Origin of the sequence: Vibrio ouci (assembly GCF_004551525.1) — a bacterium.
In the GTDB taxonomy this organism is placed as follows: Bacteria; Pseudomonadota; Gammaproteobacteria; order Enterobacterales; family Vibrionaceae; genus Vibrio; species Vibrio ouci.
The window spans coordinates 54764-75796 of the sequence record NZ_SATR01000006.1; the positions used below are offsets into that span (position 1 = coordinate 54764).

The window sequence follows — 21033 nt, forward strand, 5'->3', positions numbered from 1 at the left end:
ACAGCTCGTCATCGCTCTACTGCTACAAAGTGTTGTATAACTCACTTTTTTTGCCATAGCTGTGTAATGTACTGATCTAATTCATCCTCTTCAATGTGAGCTTAAATCCAAAACTGAATCTACTCCTTTTGATCTACGCCCATGGATCACTTTGCATAGGATGAGGTGTTATTTTGATATCCACATATAACGTCAACTTGAGGATTTTTGACTTTATTTCAAAGAGTTCAACCTCACGACGTGAATTTAGAATGGATATAACAATGAACATCAAGCTAACCAAACTCAGCATAGCCATGGCATCGCTCGGGCTTCTAGCAGGTTGTAATGATCAACTAGAAGTACAGGTGATGGATGGCTACCTCGAAAACGCCGAAGTGTGGCTCGACGTTAATGGCAACTATAAACTGGATGACCATGAACCGTCAGCGACGACAGATGAAACCGGATACGCTGCGATCGATATTAGCGGTTTATCTAAACAAGACCGCAACGTCCACCTTATCGCCCATGTTACGCGCGGTATTTCAATAGATAGTGACATTCCTGGCGTTACAGCCACAAGAGATTACTTGATGCTAGCACCGGCAGAGCATAGCTACATCACGCCACTCTCTACGTATGTTTCACTTCAGATGAAGGATGGTCAGAGTGAAAAAAGAGCAACAGCTAAGCTTAGACGTCAGCTAAAACAGCCCAAGCTGGATTTGGACGCAGATTATATTGAAAATGGCCAAAGCTTAGTTGCGAGAACCGCAAAGGCGTTGAGCCAAGTTTTACCTGATAACATTGAAGAACACACTTTAGAAAACCTTTTAGAAACGGTGGAGCGCGGCACAAAGGCCTTAGGCCAAGAGAAAAAACAGGGTAACCGCCGTCTAGAAGGTGTGACCTTGATGATTGATGGCAGCGGCCAGCCTGTTGTCGCAAAAGATACCGACGGTGATGGCGTTGCCGACTCAGTGGACTTGTTCCCAACAGATATACAAGAGTCTGCCGATAGTGACAAAGATGGCATTGGCGATCATCGTGATTTAGACGATGACAACGACGGCTTTGCCGATAGCGTAGAATTTAGCTTAGGTACGGATCCTTATGACTCAGAAAGTCAGCCAAACGACCTTGATGGCGATAAGATTCCAGACAGCTTAGACTCTGATATCGACGGCGATGGTTGGAGCAACGCCGATGAAGAGCGCTTAGGTAGCGATCCATACTCGGCTGAAAGTAAGCCAAGCGACTATGACGGAGATGGAATTGCGGATTCAGAAGATCAAGACCTCGACGGTGATGGGGCGCCAAACGCCAGCGATGCTTTTCCAAAAGATAAGTTCGAAAGTACTGACACCAATGGTGATGGATTAGGAGATTTTGCTTCTAGTGATGACGATGGAGATGGCATTCCTGACTCGATCGATCCAAATCCTAAGAGCCCAGATAACACCTCGACCGAACCGGCACCAACGTACCAAGAAGCCGTTATCTACTATAAGCGTGATGATGGCAACTACGCGGATTGGGGCTTACACCTATGGAACAACGCCAGCTGTGACGCAGTTAGCGATGGCGCATTAGATGGCGTAGATTGGGGCAACCCACTTATCTGGCAGGACATTCACCCTGAATATGGCGCAAAATATACAGTAGCACTTAAAGAAGCTCACGGCGCTTGCATGAACTTTATCGTGCATAAAGGTAACGACAAAGCGCTGGGTGGTGACGACCTAAAACTTGAGTTCACTAAAGGCAATACACTCTACACCAGGCATGGCAGTTCAACGCTTAAATACTCACCTGATGAACAAACTCTTGTCGAGCTATCTGGAGCAGCGGCACATTGGTTAGATCTTAATAGTTTCGCTTGGTTTGATCACTCACAAGCAAAATCTTACCAACTTTGGTCAACGTCGGCAGGTGCAGGAGATATTAGTAAACCGGAGCAGTTTACTAAGCGTGAACTTGCGTTAGCGGGCATTGTTGATAATGCTAAATTTCCACATCTAAAAGGTAGAGTCCAATTTGACTTGGCGGTAACAGGCGAGGAAGCAAAGGCACTACTAAAACAGCAGCTAATTGCCGTTGCACTCGATGAACAAGGCCAACCCCTTGTTGCAACACGCGTTCAAATCCCGGGTGTGATTGATGTCCTGTACACCAGTGGTCCGAACGATGCTGACGAAGCGAAGCTCGGTAGTTGGATTGAGCCTGATACAGCAAACTTCGCACTTTGGGCACCAACCGCTCAAGATGTAGAGCTTTATCTATACGATAATGACAAAGCACTTGTTCAAGAGTCGCCGATTAAGATGACACCAAACTCAGATACAGGTGTTTGGAGCTATCAAGGAAGTGCAGCGCTAGAGAACATATTCTATCGCTACCGCGTCAAAGCTTACCATCCAAAAACGGATCATGTTGAATGGATGATGAGCACAGACCCTTACTCACTGTCTCTCAGCACCGATAGCTTACATTCGCAGCTTGTGGACTTAAACTCGGCGCATACTAAGCCAAACGGTTGGGATAGTCACGATATCCCAGAACTACAGAACCCAGCAGATCACATCATATATGAGTTACATATTCGTGATTTTAGTGCGAGTGACCAGCTTGGTACCGCAGAGAGAAACGGCAAGTATACTGCATTCTTAGAAGATGAACGTGACAGTGTTAAGCAGCTTAAGTCATTAAAAGATTCAGGCTTAACCACGATTCATTTACTGCCAAGCTATGACTTAGCCTCTGTACCTGAGCATGAGTCTAAAACCGTGAATCTTAATGATACGGTCGGTAAGTTGTGTTCCGTCAATCCGAAAGCGAAACTGTGTGAAGATGGAACAAGCCATAGTGCGACAATTCTATCGCTTCTTGAACAAACCGATCCAAATACTGGTGAAGCTCAGGCTTTACTGGCGGATATTCGACCGTTAGATGGTTTCAACTGGGGTTACGATCCGTTCCACTACAGCGTGCCGGAAGGTAGCTATGCGGTATCGAAAGACGGTACTGATCGAATTCGTGAATATCGTCAAATGGTTAAGAAGCTCCACGATATGGGTTTCCGAGTCGTTCAAGACGTGGTGTACAACCACACTTATTCATCGGGTCTTTATGATAAGTCAGTACTCGATAAAACCGTTCCGGGCTACTACCACCGTTTAAACCCAATGACAGGTGTAGTAGAGAACTCAACGTGTTGTGATAATACGGCTTCTGAAAACCGCATGTTTGAGAAGTTAGTGGCTGACAGCGTCATGATGTGGGCGCAAGACTACAAGATAGATGGCTTCCGTTTTGATTTGATGGGCCACTTAATGAAGTCAAGCATGCTGCATATCTACGACAAAGCGAAGCAAGTAGATCCAGACACTTGGTTCTACGGTGAAGGCTGGAACTTCGGTGAGGTTGCTAACGGTCAGCGTGGTGAAAACGCGACACAATGGCCGATGGCAGGTACGGGGATTGGTACTTATAACGATAGACTTCGCGATGGAGTCCGTGGTGGGCCATTCGATAGTGGCGATGCACTGCTCCAAACCCCAGGATTTGCTAATGCCGGAGACCGATTCGATGAAGGTCTGAAATCGAAAATGGATTTGATTCGTTACGGTATGACAGGCAACCTGCAAAACTACCCGTTAGAGACTTACAGTGGCAGCGTGGTATATGGCAAAGACTATCAGTATGGTGGTCAAGGCGCTGCGTATACTCTCGATCCACAAGAGTCGATCAACTATGTATCTAAGCACGACAACCAAACGTTGTGGGACTTTAACCAGTACAAAGCCTCGGCTGATATGACCTCTGAGCAACGTGCTCGAATGCAGATTGTTGGGCTATCAACGGTGATGTTAGGCCAAGGCGTACCATTCCTGCATATGGGCTCAGAGCTACTTCGCTCTAAATCAATGGAACGCGATAGCTACGACAGTGGTGACTGGTACAACAAAGTCGATTTCAGCAAACAAACCAATAACTGGAATATCGGCTTACCGCGCGCAGACAAAGATCAAGCTAACTGGAGTGCGATTCAATCCGTGATTAGCAATCCAAACACGGTCGCTTCTGCACAGGATATCGAATGGACAGACAGTGCATTTAAAGCATTGCTGCAAGTACGCGCGTCAACGCCACTACTTAAGCTGGTATCAGAGCAAGAAGTGGTCGATCGAGTTCGTTTCCATAATACCGGAAGCAACGCACTGCCGGGTCTGATTGCAATGTCTGTGAACGATGGAGTTTCAGTCGGCGCGGACTTAGATCACAACAACGATGCGATTCTTGTGTTGATCAATGCCAATACCTCAGAGCAAAGCATCAAGATTAGCGGCGCACAAGGTTTTGAGCTGCATAGCGCGCTTCAAAACTCGACTGATGACATAGTTAAGCAAGCTAGCTTTGCCAATGAAACCTTTACGGTTCCACCACTGACTGCGGCGGTATTTGTACTACCACAAGCTGGTGAACAGGGTGAAGGCCTAGTTGTTGACAACAAACCTGTTGATGTTGCGCCATATGGAAGTACCCAGCTCTATGTTCGTGGGTCAATGAACGGGTGGAATACTAGCAATGAAATGCACTACCAAGGTGAGGGTATCTACACATTTAATGGATACTTAACCCCTGGTGTGTATGAGTTCAAATTGGCGTCTGCAGATTGGAGCGCGGTAGACCTTGGCTTTGGTGCCTTCACTCAAGCAGATGGTTCGGTCACGCTTGAAGATGCGGGTAATGGAAACATTAAAGTTACCGTCATCGAGCAAGGTGTTTATGACTTTAGTTTAAATGCCAAAGACCAGTCATCTCTACAAGTTGCGGTGGAAGATACAGGGCTAGATTACGGTTGCTACAGTGATACCAATACGGCTTGTGATTTACGTATCTATCAAGTCATGGTTGAGTCCTTTGTTGATGGTGACTCAAACCACGACTACGGCGTAGGTTATGGCAACTCACATCATAAAGGGGATCTTCAAGGGATCATTAATAGCCTCGACTATATCAAGAGCCTCAATATGAATGCGCTTTGGCTAACACCGGTGTTTGATTCATGTGCCGGACAAGGAGGAGACGACAAACTCGATGCGACAGGCTACTTTGCTTGTGACTTCTTTAACGTTGACCCTAAATTTGGAACCAACGAGAAGTTAAAAGAGCTGATTGATACAGCTCACGCAAAAGGACTTTATGTGTTCTTAGACGGTGTATTTGGTCATACCAACATCAATGGTGCCAAGCCTTCACCAACAGGCAAAGTGCCTAGTTTAAGAAAAGAGTCAGGTTACCCAGGCCAATATGTCATCTATCCAAATGCAGATAGTGAAGCCTTCTTCACTGAAGTGGCCACATACTGGATTAAAGAGTATGAAATTGATGGATGGAGATTGGACCAAGCGTACCAAGTTCCCTTAGATAGCTGGAGTCGTATGCGCACGGCAGTAGAAGCAGCATCGATGGAAAATGTTCTAGCCGGTAAGGCGTGGGGCACACTCGGTTACATGGTCGGTGAAGCATGGAGTAGTGCTGATGAAATTACACGCACTGTCTATGGCAGCGACGCTAAACCAGGGCTTTCATCTGCATTTAACTTCCCGCTTCGTTACGGCTTAGTTCAGGCGCTTGCTGTGGAAGAGTCGGGCGCCAAGGGCAATGCTCGGGCACTCGATGCACAATGGAACTCTAGAACAAAAGCGCCGTATCATGCGATGCCAAACTTAATGATTGGTAACCACGATTTAGTTCGCTTTGGTGACTTGATTCAACGTGGTGGATTAGGCGATTACTTCCAACGCCATAAAGCCGCATACAGTTTCTTAGCTGCATATTCTGGCCCAATTACCTTCTACTACGGTGAGGAAATTGGTGATGAAGTTGAAAACTTTGACGCTAAAGTAACGTCAGATTGTGTCAGCCAAGGGCTTTGTGATGACCACGTTGCACGTTCAAGTGCGAAAGTTGAAGGCGTTACGTCTACAACTCTTAGCCATGAGCGAAGCGATCTTAAGCAATACGTCGCTAAATTGATGAAGGTTCGCAGTGAGCATTCAGCGTTATTCAACGGTGAAAGAAGAAACCTTTGGCTAGATGATACGCTCTATGCCGATCTTAAAGTTGATGGTGAGCAGCAAGTTATCTACGTTCTTAATTCGAGTGAAAGCCTACGTACGCTCGATGTGGATTTATCACGTATCAAATCAGCGTCAGAGTTTGTCGATCTGATGACGGGTGAGAGTATTAGCATTCAGTCTGCTAATGGAGCGGTTCAAGTTCCGTCACTAACTGGTCGACTTCTGTTGGTTAAATAACAAGCTCGAGTTATCAAGCAATAACAACAAAGGCGCCCAATTGAGCGCCTTTGTTATTACTTGATAAAGATGGTAATTTACAAAAATACGACACTATTCAGTGATATATTTAAAGCATAATAATCGATTAATAATTAGTAAACATAGCAGTGCTGTCACATAAATGAATACTCAAACATCCTAAATGTAAGGGTATATAATGAAACATACGGAGACAGAAAATAAATATACAGTCATTGTTGCTACTAGCTCGGTGCTTTTATCTTTGTCGGTCTGCGCGCTATTTTATAGTACGGCCAATGTAGCCGATGAGATTAACGCGGAAGGGAGATCGTCTCCTGAGACAGATGTCATTGGCGGCATCAAAGCCAAACCCGGCCAGTTTCCATTTATGGGGCGACTATTGCCAAGAAACGCGTCGTCGAACGACCGCGGAATCTGTGGCGCTACGTTAATTCATCCACGATATGTGCTCACTGCGCTTCATTGTATTGATTATAGCACTGCTAAAGGCCTAAGCGTCCAAGTTGGCGCATATGATCTAGAAGCAAAAGATGGTGAACGTATAGATGTGAAGAATATCTTTTTTCCTACGTCGAAACCAATTGGAGAATACTATGATGATGGCTCTGGAGAATATGTTCAAGTTATGGAACTTTATGACTATGCCGTTCTAGAGCTGACAAAACCTTCTAAGTACCCATTCATTGAGCTGATGAACCCCGAAGAATTTGCTCTAGTCAAGCCTGGGGAGTTAACTACGACAATGGGTTGGGGGGATAATGAACTTGACGAACGACATGAGCAAGAATTGACTGCGTTGGACGAACAAGGCTCCAAACCAGACCACATTCTTAATTATGTAAACGTACCTTATGTCGATCTTGAAGTATGTAAAGCAGTTGGCGGCCAATACTCAAAAATAGGTAATGAATCAATTTGTGCAGGCTTCAAGGAGGGCAAAAAGGACTCTTGCTATGGTGATAGTGGTGGCCCACTGCTCGCAACAGCGGGTGAGGAGGCAGACAAGCAAGTAGGTATCGTTAGTTGGGGTGAAGGTTGTGCGCAGCCTGATGCGTATGGTGTTTATGCTAGTATACCTTATCACCTAGAAGACATTGAATACTTACAACATGGAATTTCGTACACACAGGACTATTATGATTTGAAACTCATGAGCCAAAGTCGCCATGGTGAAAGGTTAGACTACAAAAATTACCGCGATTCAGCAGTTCAACTTGGCAGTCCACAAGTACACGAAGGTAACATTACTCGAAACACCTGCCCAGAATGGCTAGCACCTAACCAAGAGTGTTACGTTGATGTAACCTGGGAAAATACCAATGATCAGCGCGTTATCGCTGATGTAGTCTCCATGCCAATTCTAACACCGGAATTGGAGTTATTATCATTCATTAAATTCGACTATGCTAGTGACGCCCCTAGCTATTACTCAAAAGTATTAGGCAACGCTAAGCTCGATATATTGGCATATGGGGCCAATTGGGAAATTGATGAAGATATATTTAGTGAAGGTGTATCGTCATTGACTAACCCTAAAATTAATGTAGGCGAAGAAAGCGTAATATCGATCAGGGATTTACCGCCAGGTAAGCTACAACTTGATATTATGGTAGATAACGCTAATGGATGGGATTCAATATACTTCAACGTAAATGGACAATCTTATCCTTTTTATAACGCCAGTATTGAAGAGGAGTTTGTTTCAATACCACTGCCCCTTGAGCAAGATAACAATGATGTGCAAATTATATACACAAATCATGGGAATGACGCTAAGATATGGATAGATGATTTACACTTCAAGAAACTAGAAGATGAAATAATATAAATCGTTTACTGCCTAGCTCTTGTGCTAGGCAGTATTATTTGAGTAAGAGAAGCTTGCCTTTTATCTTTCCTTCGTAAAGTGTTGGTACAGGATGGTTATCCCATATATAAATTGTATCACCGAATCTTTCGATCCTACTGAACCTAAACCATAAATGTTGGCTGAGTAAGTTTTCTTGTGTGACTTTGTCATCTGACACAACACCAAAAAGTTGCTCGCGGCTTTCAAATATTCTTATCCACTGATGTCCAAATAATAACTGCCAAGATGAGATTCGCCACTGAGATACTATTTCCTCATCCTCGTTATAATTAGTGTGCAACGCTGTAACCCGTCCTCGGTAGGCGAAAATTTGGGCTTTACGATTTTCATGTGTGATGACTATTTCATAATTACTAATATACCCAATTGTTGCTCCATATGAAAATAACGCAATTATGATAAGTGATATCGCTAAAGCTGATATTCTCAATGTTCTAATCATATTGCTTTACCTCTACCCACTCGCCAGACTTATTAAAATACAATTTTCTACCGTCACCCGGTACGACACTGTCTATGGAGGAGAGTACTTCCAGTTGATTTCTTTCGTTGTAGCAAAATGAAGCGTCATCAACATTTTTACATTCAACTCCCACCCATGCGATAGAGGTGAAAATCAATATTACGCTGATGAAAATAATCACAGTGATCGATAATGTGAATGAAATAACTTCGTGAATATTACCAATCATAAAGGGTTTAGAGCGGTGTTCGGCAGTAGTGGGGGATTTATTTTCTTTTACTGGCACTTCTAGCTTGTATCCCACCCTAGGTATATTGATTATTTCAATTTCAGCTAAATTTAATACTTTTCGAATGTTGGTCATGGCAACAGGAAGAGAGTTTGGGCCGATTATGTCGGGACGTCCCCAGCCAGCGACGAGTAAGTCATGCTTTGTAACCACATTCCCAACGCTTTGATATAGGCAAAGCAAAATCGCACTTTCCGGGTGTGTCAAAGGCATGGATTTCCCGCTTGGAAGGCGAACTTCCGAAGTCGAATCATCTTTGACTAAAACGCAATTACCAATTTTAACATGTGACTTTGAAGTTTTAACATGTGACTTTGAAGTTCCATCGTCATTTATTTTTGGTGTTTTTTTTGATATTTCCATTTGTGCACCTGACACTTAGAGTGGGTTACGGGAGCAAGCGGTTCACGGGAAAAGCCCCGAACTTGAAACCTGGGTAATAAGTTAATGTTTATAAAGAAAATGTTAAATAAATTATACTTATTAATCCATATTTTTTCATGAGAATTCTTGTTTTCAAACGAAGTATCTCTTTTAAATTGAGTTGCTTATGAAACTTAACTAAGTCAATCTAATGAATATAGAGTGGGGAAAAACGTTAGATACTCTACGTTGTTCAAGCTAATTGCGTAAATTATCATATTTTTCTGGTTTGATATTTTGAATTAAAAGATACTTGTGTTTTTACTTACCTAGTAATCAGGGGGCGCAAAATGAGCAGCAATCTCTCTAAGACAACAATTTCAGAACGAGTAACAAATATAAGCAAGGATGATAAAGAACGTGCGTCTCCATCAGTATTTGGAGGGGCAAGCATAGTTGCATGTATTTGTGTCGGTGCGGGTATGTTAGCTTTGCCAACATCAGGGGCAGGAGGTTGGACTGTATGGTCTACTCTTCTACTGTGTATCGCTATGTTAGCTATGTCTGCGAGTGGGTGTTGTATATTGGAAGTATTACAAACTTATAAAATACGCATTTCAATTGCTTCAATTACAAAAGATTTATTGGGCAGCAAGGTGGCCGTTATTACCAATCTTTCTGTATATTTTGTTGGCGGAACATTACTTTATGCCTATACGACGTCTTCAGGCCTAATCATTCAAGAGTTTACCAGATTGGATCATCAATGGGCATCCATATTATTTGTCGCAATATGTTCGTTATTCGTTTGGTACTCGCCACTTTTAGTAAGCCGAATTTCAGTTTTACTAATAATATTTGTGTTTGTTAGCTTTATCATTATTTTAAGTGGTCTTCTTCCCGAAATTCAAGTACATAATCTATTCAATACCAATACTAATGTATCTGAGAAAGCGTTTTATTCGCTATTTCTTTTTCCGATTGCATTAGCCTCCTTCGGCTATCATCATAGCGTATCAACACTGCGTGATATTTATCAAAGTGAACATAAGGCACAATCTGCGATTATCCTGGGAACTGCAATTGCTCTAGTCATGTATGTGTTATGGCTAGTTGCTGTATTTGGTAATATGCCAAGACAGAGCTTTCAGTATGTTGTGTCCCATGGAGGAGATGTAGATATCCTACTTTCAGTACTTTCTCAATATATTCACAGTGATACTAAAGATATTATTTCTTCCTTCACGGCGGCTGCGATTTTATCAAGTTTTATTGGTGTTGGGATGGGGGTGTTTGACTATATCGCAGATCTATTCAGTTTTGATAATAGTAAAATAGGAAGGGGAAAAACACTGGCTGTCACATTTCTTCCACCTTTATTTTTGTCTTTGTTGGTTCCACACGGCTTTTTATCTGCTTTATCTGTTGCTGCATCTGCTGCTGCCTTTTGGACTTGTATCATTCCAACATTACTGGTGTTTAAAGTAAGAGATAAGCGAGCGAGGTCGCTACAACAAACCGATTACAAGGTAAGAGGCGGGAATTGGACCCTTATGGGAATACTTTTTTTTGGGCTCGGGAGTATTTTTATTCATGTGCTCTCTTTTACTTCTTTACTACCTATATTTGGTGTTTCTTCATGACAAGGAGTTAAAAAAAGACCACACGGGGGAGTGTGGTCAAGACACGGCGCTAATGCAGGAAGTCACACGCCGAAAAGTAATAGAGTAAGCAAGGTACCTTTTTCCGTGGCTAGTGTTATGGAACCAAGCTATATCTCTTTCCTGCCTAATTATTGTTATCCGCGCCAACTGCACTTAGAAAGTAAAATATCAATAATTAATGCATTCGGAAGGTTCGACGACAATAAATAACGCATAAATTATTAATTCATATGAGTGTTGTTCAATACCATCCTAAACGACGCGCTGGGTAGTGTCGCTCCAAGCACCCGGTATCGTAACTCTTTGTCTTAATAGTGTTTCGATACACCTTTGCAATTAACAGTGATGGAAAAAACAATGAATAGAGAACAACGAATTTCAGCAGTGAAATCCCGTATTACCATACATCCACCAGAGCCATTTCGTATTCGAGTCATAGAGCCTATTGATCGAATCTCCCCACTAGAGCGTGAGCGTGCCCTTAACGAATCAGGATTAAATACTTTGTTATTAGACAGTAAGGATGTGTATATAGACTGCTTAACAGACAGTGGTACAGGCGCCGTCACGCAGTCAATGCAAGCAGCGATGCTAAAAGGAGATGATGCGTACAGCGGTAGCAAAAGCTTCCGAAAACTTGAAAGCGCGGTAGAAGACATCTTTGATTACAAGCTGACCATTCCTACTCACCAAGGTCGCGGAGCAGAGCAGCTCTATGTGCCAACATTGATTGACTTCAGAGAAAAAAACTACGGTCTAGAACGGAGTAAGATGACGGTTATTTCTAATTTTTTCTTCGACACAACTCAGGCGCACTCCCAGATAAATGGCTGCAATATTGTAAATGCGCCAATAGATGACGCGTTTGATACCAACAAACTGGCGTGTTTTAAAGGGGATTTGGATCTCGATATGCTTCAAACCACCATAGAATCAGTGGGCGCAGAGCATATTCCATATATTGTTATGACGATTACTTGTAATTCAATCGGTGGTCAGCCAGTCTCAATGGCAAACATGCAACAGGTGTATGCGATAGCGCGTGAACACGAGATCCCAGTGGTCATAGATTGCGCAAGGTTTGCTGAAAACGCCTACTTCATTCAGCAACGTGAGCTTGGCTATGAATATCACTCGATTGAAGAGATCACCAAAGAAATGTTTCAATATGGTGACTTGTTTTCGATGTCTGCCAAAAAGGACGCCATGGTGCCTATTGGTGGAATACTCAGTTTTAGAAACCACGAATATTTTGATGTATTCAGAGATTGCCAAAACCTCTGTGTCGTTTTAGAGGGCTTTCCAACTTATGGCGGTCTTGAAGGTGGCGCTATGGAAAGGCTCGCCGTTGGTCTTTACGAAGCGATGAGGCAAGAGTGGTTAGAATACCGTATTGGGCAGGTTCGTTACCTTGTTGAGGGACTTAGAGGGATCGGCGTTGAGTGCCAGCAGCCAGGTGGGCACGCCGCATTCGTCAATGCCGGTAAGTTGCTACCGCATATTCCGCCAGAGCAATTCCCTGGGGTAGCCTTGGCCAATGAGCTTTACCTTGTTGCAGGTATCCGGACGCCGGAAATTGGTTCGTTGCTACTTGGTCGTGATCATAAAACAGGGGAGCAGTTACCTTGTCCCGCGGAACTTTTACGAATTACCATACCGCGAGCTACCTACACTCAGTCACATATGGACTACATTATTGAGGCGTTTAGAATTGTAAAAGAGAACGTAGGGAGCATCAAAGGCGTGAGATTCACTTATGAACCGCCTGTGTTAAGGCATTTCAACGCAAGATTTGCTTACGTCGACTAAACAAAAAAGGCGCTCAACTGAGCGCCTTTCTAATATCTGTCGAAAGTAACTTGTGATTACTTCTTACGGCAGTATTCTGCGATTACGTACATAGATTGGCCGCCGTTCGCTTTACCAGAAACAAGCTTAGGATCGTCACCGATGCTGATGCCACGGATAACAGTGCCTTGCTTGATTACTTGGTTAGTACCTTTAACTGGTAGGTCTTTGATAACCGTTACGTCGTCACCTTTTTTAAGTTCAACGCCGTTGCAATCGAATGGTTTGTCATCAGCTGACATCCCCGTCATTGCCCAGTTCATTTGATCTTCTTCCATGTACATCATGTCTAGCGCGTCTTGCGCCCAGCTTTCAGTGTTTAGACGAGTTAGTTGGCGCCATGCCGTTACTTGAACAGCAGGAACTTGGCTCCACATGCTGTCACTTAGACAACGCCAGTGGTTGATGTCTTTTGGCTCTTCGATTTCACCTAGACACTTGTCACATACCATGATGGCGTAATCTACTGTCACGTGGCTGTGCGGAGGAACGGCATAAGCGGTTAATGGTGCATCAGCAGCACATAATTCACATTTTGATTGGCAGCGTTCTAGCATAGTAGCTTCAGAAGACATAATGGACTCACATATAGTTAGGTGTTAATTACGCGGCTATTATGCACTTTATCCATCGAAAAGAAAGGGGTATACCGAATAGCAAAGGTTTAACTGATATAAAATTGCTTTACTCTGACTTTTGAATACTAAAGGTAAACAAAATAAGCTCCATCAATGGCTTAATCTGTGTGACATTGTCACATTGTTAGCATTTTCTTTACCTCATTAGTCAGGATAGGCATAATCAACGGCGTCTTTATAGCAAATTAATAGGTTACGAGCGTTGGAACTTCTCTCGATTGAATTTTTAGGTAAGCCACTTCGTCTAGAAGGCTCTATGGCGGGTTGGCAGCAACTGTTTTGGAACAACCAGTTGGTCTCACAGCTTGATGCCAATTCAGAGCGCGGCGATAACTCGCATCATCAGTTCACTTTGATGAATGGAGAGCAAGAGCTGGTTTGTAAACTTGAAACCACCCTAATCTGGCAACCTTTTACTATTGATTACCATGCATCGGTGAACGGTGAAACTATCCAACAGGGGAGCCGTGATACTAAAGATATTGAGAAGCAGGTTCCGTTCACGCCACCGACACCTGAAAAACGTTTTAGCCTAATTGGTTTACTCTCGTTAGGTATGAAGGCGCTAAAGAGTGCCAAGTTAATTAAAGTGGTGTTGGCTTCAGCGAGTTTAGCTGCTTATTCATGGCTGTTTTCATTTCAATTTGCTCTCGCGCTGATTGCTTGTTTGGTATTTCACGAATATGGCCATGTTAAGGCGATGAAGTACTTTGGTATGAAAACCAAAGGTATCTACTTAGTCCCATTTCTTGGTGGATTAGCGCTGAGTGATGAGAAGATCAACACACGTTGGCAAGATGTTGTTATCTCGATTATGGGTCCAATGTTTGGCTTGATCCTGTCGGTGATTCTTTTGATCGTCTACCTAATTACTGGTGAGATGTTTTTCGCGGGATTAGCGGTATTTAACGCTTTCTTAAACCTGTTTAATCTACTACCGATTCTGCCGCTTGATGGCGGTCATGTGCTTAAAAGTATCAGCTTTTCAATGAACAGCGTTGCAGGAATCATTCTGTGTACTGCGGCTGCGGCTGGTGGAGTGGTGCTTAGTTACTCGTTAGGCCTGACCTTATTTGGATTCTTATTGATTATGGGTATGCTAGAGATCGTCATTGAATGGCGCGGTCGTCATAATAGCCATTTACTACCGCTTGATAGATACGGACAAATTATCTCGGCGGTGTGGTATGTCGGTTTGGTGGCATCATTGATTGGCATTATTTGGTTCTTTGCCTCTACTGGCGATCAATTACTGCAGCTACCTTTACTAATTTTAGGTACATAACAGATATTAAAAAGGGAGCATGATGCTCCCTTTTACTTATGAACAATTTGGCCGTTTAGCGTTGTAGTTTGGCAAGCTTTGGATCTTCGCTTTTAAATCTTCTATACGCGTACTGTGAGAAGGGTGCGTAGAGAGCAATTCTGGTGGTTGTTGGCCACCTGACGCTTTAGCCATGTTCTTCCACAAATCGACACTTTGGTTAGGATCAAAGCCTGATTTTGCCATCAATTCTAATCCGACAATATCTGCTTCAGATTCCTGCGTGCGCCCATAAGGCATTAATACGCCATATTGCACGCCTAAGCCTAGCGCCGCCATAGTAACGCCTGTGTACTGAGAATACTCTGACGAACCCAAAGCGAGATTAGTAATTTGCAGACCCGCGTTGGCAATTTGAGACTGGGATAAACGCTCGTTACTGTGGTCTGCAAGTACGTGTGCGATTTCGTGGCCGATCACGGTTGCGAGCTGGTCTTGGTTAACTGCAACGTCTAATAACCCCGTATAAACGCCAATCTTTCCGCCGGGCAGGGCAAAAGCGTTAACTTGCTCGCTATCAAATACCACCACTTCCCACTGTTTAAATCCCGCTTGTGCAGGAACATGCTGAGTGATGGCCTGTGTAACACACTGTACGTACGCGTTTGTCTTCGCATCTGTGCTGCCTTTCTGATCTTTCTTCATTTGATCAAAAGACTGTGCACCCAAGCTACTCATATCATTATCAGAAAATAGCAATAACTGATTACGTCCGGTTGGAGAGGCGCTACATGCCGCAATAGCAAGTGTTGTAACGACGGTTGATAGCTTTAGCCACTTTTGCATTGAGTTCCCTATAGCAAACGTAAGAATCTAATTAGGTAAATCATAACATTAGGTTACAATCCTTGTTAACTGTAGTCTCGATTGGAAATATAGATGAGTATTTGGAAACGCCCGATTGACCTAGAAGTGCTAAATAAAACCTCAAAAAATACATTGATAGAGCACCTCAACATTATTTATACCGAATTTGGTGATGACTATATTTCGGCGACCATGCCAGTTTGCTCGTTTACCCACCAGCCATTGGGCATGTTACACGGCGGGGCTTCTGTGGTATTAGCGGAAACATTGGGCTCGGTTGCGGCAAACTTTTGTGTGGCGGAAGGCAGTTATTGTGTAGGCCTAGATATCAATGCTAACCATGTTCGCTCTATGCGTAGTGGCCACGTGATTGGGACTGCCAAACCGATTCACTTAGGTGTTTCTACTCAAGTCTGGCAAATCAATATTACCGATGATCGCGAAAGACTCGTCTGTACCAGCCGATTAACCATCGCGGTAAAAAACAAAAAGTCGACTACCCGACGTAAAGAGGCGGAGTAATGGTTATTGATTTTAGTGCCGGAAAGGTGATTGTTACGCCGCATGAAATTGTGGTGAAACTTGAATCTGCGTCGATGGTGACGCTTCAATCTCAAGTCGATGCAATTACTTTAATTGGACGCGGCGCGAATGTGATAGCTGCAAACGGTAGCGAGACAAAATGGTCGATTAAGCTAGATAGCGAAGATCAGCTTCAACAAATCGCACAAGAAACAAGCATTGCGATTCAATAATCCAATTAGCACTTGATCCTATCTACACAAATGGGGAAACTCATTAACAGACCAATGTTAATGAGATTTCCTCTTTATGAGTAGCCCCCGCCTAAGAGTTCAGTTTGAAACGCTATTTGAACATTACAAAGGACAAGACTCCGGTGTTCAACTAGAAGAAATTACCGAAATCCTATTTTGTACCCGTCGAAATGCACGAATCGTACTCAATAAAATGGAAGAAGAAGGGTGGCTAGAGTGGCATCCTGCTCCTGGGCGCGGCAAGCTTTCCCAACTCAACTTTAAAAGAAGCCGAGCTGACGTTAGTGAGAATTTGGCAAAACGCTATTTGGAAGAAGGCAAAATCGGCCAAGCATTAAAGGTGCTCGACCACGATAGTGCCAAACTCGCTCAAGTCGTTGAAAAATATCTTGGTATTGTCCATCAAGAGGGACAGCAAGTTGTACGCCTACCATACTATCGACCGCTATCAAACCTAAACCCTTTTGATCAAATGAGGCGTTCTGAGCTGCATATCGCTCAGCAAATTTTTAGTGGATTAACACGTATTGATGAACAAGAGCAGTTACAAGCAGATCTTGCTCATACATGGGAAATGGTCAGCTCTACTCATTGGCGCTTTTACATTCGTCCGAGTGTACGATTCCATAACGGTGACCTCCTGACGGTTGAAAACATTCTCGATTGCTTGGTCGCATTAAAGCAAAAGACGCTGTTTTCACACATTGAACGGGTTGAGTCTCCGGGCCATTTGATCGTTGATGTTCATTTGGATCGAGCAGACTATAAATTGCCTCTTTTATTGTCGGAGTCATGCGCAAAAATTACCTTACCGCTAGAAAGTAGAGCGGATAACTTTGATGAGTTGCCAATCGGTACTGGGCCTTATCGTATTGTGCAAAACGATCAAAAACGTTTGGTTTTACAAGCGTTTGATGGATACTTTGGATTTAGGCCATTACTCGATCGAGTAGAGGTTTGGGTGATTGATGAAGCGCATTCATCAATGGTGTTTCCAAGCCTAGCAAACCCTGTTCGACCTGAGACGGCTGAGTTTTCCGATGAAGTTGAGTTGGACCCAGGTTGTACCTTATTGATGCTCAACCGAAAGGATGGCTTGGCCGCTACAAATGATTGGGCAAACTACTTTAGCCAAAAACTCACCACGCTGAATCTGTTCCAGCAGCTTCCACAAGATAAATTGGCCGAGCTCGGCGTGTTACCTGCTCATGGTTTAAAGCCGGGTTGGTATCACCATACCAAACAAGGCTACACATCACCGCCGTCATATCGCACGGTGACGATTGCCTACCACGGACAACACCCAATGTTCCCAACACTGGTTAAGTGTATTGAGTCATTGCTTAAGCAAGATGGGTTAGGCGTCAATCTGATTACTTATGATCAAACTGTCGAAGAGACGTCTGCTATCGATATATGGTTAAAGCCAATGGGAATTTCAACCAATCGCGATGACGCATTAGCAGGCTGGCTACTTAACTACAGTGATATTGCTGCGCTAAGTAAAGAAGAAGACTTTGATTATTGGGCACAGCTAGTCAGAGACTGGCAAGCGACGCCAAACGCAGCGTTTCCTTCAAAAGCACTGGGTAAGTCGTTAGCTGAAAAAATGCAGTTGATCCCGATGTTTCACTGCTGGCTTGGGGTAAGTAAAGATCAATGTGGCTCATTACAAAATGCAAAGTGTAATGCACTGGGTTGGTTTGATTTTAGCAAGGTGTGGGTTAAGCCTCAGCTTCTTGAAAAGGACGACGGTACTGAGTAGTGGCAAAACCAAATAAGAAGCAGCCAAGTAAAACGGTCAATATCTACTGTGCAAAGTGTAAAGCGCAATTGTTTAAGTATCGCAAGGGAGGCAAGGGCGCTCTAGTTAAGTGTTTTAAAGAGCGTATTGTCGAAGATTTCACGAAAACGCCCTGTTTTTGCCCCGAGTGTGGTGGAGAATTTGCGCGCGACACGCTAGTTAGGGGAACGCCTGCTTACAAGATAATCGGTGGAAAAGTGACCATGAAATAGTGGCGTTCTAGAATATTATTTTGGCAAACCTGCTGATTAAAAAGGATACAGAAAGTGTAAATAACAGAGCACTCAACGTTAATTTTGATCTGAATCGATAAAATACGTAAAAACCTTGTTAAGAGCTATCAATGTTATTTAAAACTGTTAGAATATCCGCAGTTAATCTTCGGTTTTTCCAAATATATCTCAGAGGTACACAATGGAACTAGGTCTGATCATCACTTTTATCGTTGCAGCTGCTGTTATGGTAAAGAAAGAGATGGCTAGCGCTAAGTAATTCTCACATTTGCTCCATTTTTTATAATCTTTTTAGCAAATGTTAGTGATTAAAGCTCCTTAAATGGGAGCTTTTTTGTTTTTTATGGGTTAATAATCAATTGGTTATACCCATAAACGTAAAAAAGCCAGCATTGAGCTGGCTTTTGTTTACTATATGGAAATTAGAATTGGTAATCTAAGCTAACACCCCAGTTACGGCCCGGCTCAGAGTAACGATCATTATATGAAGCTGTGCTAGCGCTAGAATCGACCGTAAAGTTGTCATACTGCCAATACTTCTTATCGAACGCGTTAAACAGGCCTGCTCGTAACGTAAGATCTGTCATTGGTTGATAATATGCTGTGATATCAACAACGCCATAACCCGAAGAATCTTCATAATCATAAGTTTCTGTTGGCCAATCCGTTTTGCTTGCTACCAACTTCAAAGTAGCCAAGCCACCAAATTTGTGTTCAAAGTTGTCATAACCAAGGCTAATAACAGATGTTAAAGGTGCTACAGAGGTCAGTTTCTCACTGGTTTTCTTATCTTCCCCTTCAGCGTACGCAATAGAGAACGTAGTGTATGTACCTTCAGGCGCGCTAAACATCTGATCGAGTAGCAATACATTACTAAATTCAACACCTTTGATTTCTACTTCATCGAGGTTAACCAATGTGAAGTGCTCTTTGCCTGGAGTCTTTTCAGGTAGTTGTTCTGTTGAAATAAAGCCTTTGTAGTCGTTGAAGAAGCCAACTAGCTCAAATTGAGCGAACTCGTTTTTGCCACGGAAGCCGATTTCGTAAGATGTGCTTTTCTCTGCTTCAAGATCTGAGTTTGGTGTAAAGTCAGAACCTTTATCGTACTCGTAATACAATTGCTCTACGGTAGGTGCTTTGAAGCCTTGACCAATTTGAGCGAAGGTACTCAATTGATCATTAAAGTGATAAACCGCACCAACCTTACCAGTGAATGCATCGTCTTCGTTTACCTTATGCATTGTCGAGAATCCATCATCTGTCGATGGGTTGGCCTCATAAGCGTCATAACGCAGGCCTACGTTAAGAACTAACCGTTCATCAAGTAGGAAAATGTTGTTTTGCGCAAATACACCCCATTGATCCATCTTCGCGTCTGGAACATTTGTCGCGCCTGGTGAAGAAGTACCATTGTCGTGGAAGTAATCGACATTGTTTAGTGAGAAATCAGTATTTACGTAGTTCAAGCCATAAGTGAGCTCATGAGTTGAGTTACTTAAGGCAACGACTTTATCGAACTGCGCATCGAACTGGACAGTTTCGTCTTCAGCGTAACGTGTTCGTGTACGCTCGCCGCTGTAACCAATCATGCCGAGATGGTCAGTGACTAAAGCGTAGTTCTCGTTAGTGCTTTCAGTTGTTTGGAAATTCAGATTAAGCGCCATGCTATCGAAAGCAACGTTATTGCCAAGCAGCTCGTAACTGATGCCGATTTTTTCACGTAACGTTTCATCGTCAGAAGTTGAATTGTCGTACGTAACAATGTCGCCAAACATAGGGTGGCTAGATGTGTAATTACCACTTAGCTTATTTTCTTCAAAGTTCTGGTTGTTGCGCTCGTAGGTTAAGCCGATACGGTTTTGTTCGTTCAATTGGTAATAGACTTTTGCAAGGATATTGCTCATGTCTTTATCAGCAGGGTTTGAAATTCCGCGATCTTCACCTTCGACGTCAGCACCATCACCATAAGCTTCTGTTTCATGACCTTGCGCATAGGTTCCGATAAGAATGGTTTCAAGATCGCCACGTCGCATAGCCCAAGTTAAGGTGTTTTTAAACTGTTCATCGCTTGATGAGTATGATGACTTAATACCGAAGCGAGATTCATCTCCGTCAGTTACAAGGAAGTCTTCAGGATCTTTAGTTTTAAGAACAACCACACCGCCCAACGCATTTGAACCATAAAGGGTCGATGAGGCACCCTTGTTAATTTCAATCGCTTGAAGGGTATCGACTTCTATTGTGTTCGGGTAAATTGCCTGAGTGCCACCGCCTGAGTTGTATGGGGTAACTTGTTGAACACCATCTATAACGACTTTAACTCGGTCACCATCCATACCACGGATATTGAAGCCTGAAATACCGAAGCGACCAGAAGTCGTCGCATCAACCCCAGGGGTATTGAGAAGAACATCTTTTAAATCGTTTGAAAGAGAGTTGTCGATATCTTCGGAGGAAAATGAATCAATAGACGCAGCTACGTCTTCTTTGTTTTGCTCTGTACGTGTTGCAGATACCACAACTTCGTCAAATAGGGCATATTCTTCGGCGGAGGCAGTTGACGTCAGCGCGAAAACGATTGAAGCTGACAGTAGAGATTTTTTATACATTATGGTTATTACCTTT

General features: G+C 43.3%; 14 protein-coding genes. 9 read left to right on the forward strand and 5 right to left on the reverse strand.

Annotated features, from left to right (window positions below; genetic code table 11):
• Window positions 1–263 precede the first annotated feature (263 nt).
• Together pulA and ELS82_RS06075 are read left to right on the forward strand one after the other, a co-directional pair.
• On the forward strand, window positions 264–6305 hold the full coding sequence (pulA, locus tag ELS82_RS06070; RefSeq protein WP_134834677.1) for a pullulanase-type alpha-1,6-glucosidase: 6042 nt from the start codon (window positions 264–266) through the stop codon (window positions 6303–6305).
• 199 nt (window positions 6306–6504) lie between these two features.
• A complete protein-coding gene (locus tag ELS82_RS06075) occupies window positions 6505–8157 on the forward strand; it encodes a S1 family peptidase (RefSeq protein ID WP_134834678.1) in 1653 nt (550 codons plus the stop codon).
• Between the two features lie 34 nt (window positions 8158–8191).
• Here ELS82_RS06075 and ELS82_RS06080 read toward each other — a convergent pair whose 3' ends face one another.
• Window positions 8192–8641, reverse strand: coding sequence for a hypothetical protein (locus tag ELS82_RS06080; protein WP_134834679.1), 450 nt, complete (start codon window positions 8639–8641; stop codon window positions 8192–8194).
• Window positions 8634–9314 carry a winged helix-turn-helix domain-containing protein gene (locus tag ELS82_RS06085; RefSeq protein ID WP_134834680.1) on the reverse strand — a complete coding sequence of 227 codons (681 nt, stop codon included), beginning with the start codon at window positions 9312–9314 and terminating at the stop codon, window positions 8634–8636. The genes ELS82_RS06080 and ELS82_RS06085 overlap by 8 nt, the downstream gene beginning before the upstream one ends.
• Before the next feature lie 350 nt (window positions 9315–9664).
• Here ELS82_RS06085 and ELS82_RS06090 point away from each other — a divergent pair, with 350 nt between their 5' ends.
• Both ELS82_RS06090 and ELS82_RS06095 read left to right on the forward strand, forming a co-directional pair.
• Complete coding sequence (locus ELS82_RS06090; protein ID WP_244230763.1) at window positions 9665–10957, forward strand: aromatic amino acid transporter; 1293 nt, start codon at window positions 9665–9667, stop codon at window positions 10955–10957.
• Between the two features lie 378 nt (window positions 10958–11335).
• Entirely contained in the window at window positions 11336–12787 is a 1452-nt protein-coding gene (locus tag ELS82_RS06095) for a tryptophanase (protein ID WP_134834681.1), read from the forward strand.
• A gap of 56 nt (window positions 12788–12843) precedes the next feature.
• Here ELS82_RS06095 and ELS82_RS06100 read toward each other — a convergent pair whose 3' ends face one another.
• Entirely contained in the window at window positions 12844–13401 is a 558-nt protein-coding gene (locus tag ELS82_RS06100) for a PhnA domain-containing protein (protein WP_134834682.1), read from the reverse strand.
• A gap of 265 nt (window positions 13402–13666) precedes the next feature.
• On the opposite strand from ELS82_RS06100, the gene ELS82_RS06105 reads away from it, so the two are divergent.
• A complete protein-coding gene (locus ELS82_RS06105; RefSeq protein WP_134834683.1) occupies window positions 13667–14749 on the forward strand; it encodes a site-2 protease family protein in 1083 nt (360 codons plus the stop codon).
• Window positions 14750–14785: 36 nt separating this feature from the next.
• Here ELS82_RS06105 and ELS82_RS06110 read toward each other — a convergent pair whose 3' ends face one another.
• Window positions 14786–15574 carry a M48 family metallopeptidase gene (locus tag ELS82_RS06110; protein WP_134834684.1) on the reverse strand — a complete coding sequence of 263 codons (789 nt, stop codon included), beginning with the start codon at window positions 15572–15574 and terminating at the stop codon, window positions 14786–14788.
• A gap of 93 nt (window positions 15575–15667) precedes the next feature.
• Here ELS82_RS06110 and ELS82_RS06115 point away from each other — a divergent pair, with 93 nt between their 5' ends.
• From ELS82_RS06115 to ELS82_RS06130, 4 genes are all read left to right on the forward strand, one after another.
• Complete coding sequence (locus tag ELS82_RS06115; protein WP_053439144.1) at window positions 15668–16117, forward strand: hotdog fold thioesterase; 450 nt, start codon at window positions 15668–15670, stop codon at window positions 16115–16117.
• Window positions 16117–16350: a DUF3389 domain-containing protein gene (locus ELS82_RS06120; protein WP_134834685.1), complete on the forward strand. Its 234-nt coding sequence runs from the start codon at window positions 16117–16119 to the stop codon at window positions 16348–16350. Before ELS82_RS06115 ends, ELS82_RS06120 begins: the two co-directional genes overlap by 1 nt.
• Before the next feature lie 76 nt (window positions 16351–16426).
• On the forward strand, window positions 16427–18136 hold the full coding sequence (locus ELS82_RS06125; RefSeq protein ID WP_134834686.1) for an SgrR family transcriptional regulator: 1710 nt from the start codon (window positions 16427–16429) through the stop codon (window positions 18134–18136).
• Window positions 18136–18387 (forward strand): hypothetical protein, encoded by a 252-nt coding sequence (locus tag ELS82_RS06130; protein WP_004411762.1) that lies wholly within the window; start codon window positions 18136–18138, stop codon window positions 18385–18387. The genes ELS82_RS06125 and ELS82_RS06130 overlap by 1 nt, the downstream gene beginning before the upstream one ends.
• Window positions 18388–18830: 443 nt before the next feature.
• Here the strand turns inward: ELS82_RS06130 and ELS82_RS06135 are convergent, their stop codons facing one another.
• Window positions 18831–21017 carry a TonB-dependent hemoglobin/transferrin/lactoferrin family receptor gene (locus tag ELS82_RS06135; RefSeq protein WP_134834687.1) on the reverse strand — a complete coding sequence of 729 codons (2187 nt, stop codon included), beginning with the start codon at window positions 21015–21017 and terminating at the stop codon, window positions 18831–18833.
• Window positions 21018–21033: the final 16 nt, after the last annotated feature.

What these genes read in the sequence shown, in the direction of transcription:
- pulA (WP_134834677.1), top strand. Translation starts at nt 264, where the DNA reads ATGAACATCAAGCTAACCAAACTCAGCATAGCCATGGCATCGCTCGGG.
- ELS82_RS06075 (WP_134834678.1), top strand. Translation starts at nt 6,505, where the DNA reads ATGAAACATACGGAGACAGAAAATAAATATACAGTCATTGTTGCTACT.
- ELS82_RS06080 (WP_134834679.1), bottom strand. Translation starts at nt 8,641, where the DNA reads ATGATTAGAACATTGAGAATATCAGCTTTAGCGATATCACTTATCATA.
- ELS82_RS06085 (WP_134834680.1), bottom strand. Translation starts at nt 9,314, where the DNA reads ATGGAAATATCAAAAAAAACACCAAAAATAAATGACGATGGAACTTCA.
- ELS82_RS06090 (WP_244230763.1), top strand. Translation starts at nt 9,665, where the DNA reads ATGAGCAGCAATCTCTCTAAGACAACAATTTCAGAACGAGTAACAAAT.
- ELS82_RS06095 (WP_134834681.1), top strand. Translation starts at nt 11,336, where the DNA reads ATGAATAGAGAACAACGAATTTCAGCAGTGAAATCCCGTATTACCATA.
- ELS82_RS06100 (WP_134834682.1), bottom strand. Translation starts at nt 13,401, where the DNA reads ATGTCTTCTGAAGCTACTATGCTAGAACGCTGCCAATCAAAATGTGAA.
- ELS82_RS06110 (WP_134834684.1), bottom strand. Translation starts at nt 15,574, where the DNA reads ATGCAAAAGTGGCTAAAGCTATCAACCGTCGTTACAACACTTGCTATT.
- ELS82_RS06115 (WP_053439144.1), top strand. Translation starts at nt 15,668, where the DNA reads ATGAGTATTTGGAAACGCCCGATTGACCTAGAAGTGCTAAATAAAACC.
- ELS82_RS06120 (WP_134834685.1), top strand. Translation starts at nt 16,117, where the DNA reads ATGGTTATTGATTTTAGTGCCGGAAAGGTGATTGTTACGCCGCATGAA.
- ELS82_RS06125 (WP_134834686.1), top strand. Translation starts at nt 16,427, where the DNA reads ATGAGTAGCCCCCGCCTAAGAGTTCAGTTTGAAACGCTATTTGAACAT.
- ELS82_RS06135 (WP_134834687.1), bottom strand. Translation starts at nt 21,017, where the DNA reads ATGTATAAAAAATCTCTACTGTCAGCTTCAATCGTTTTCGCGCTGACG.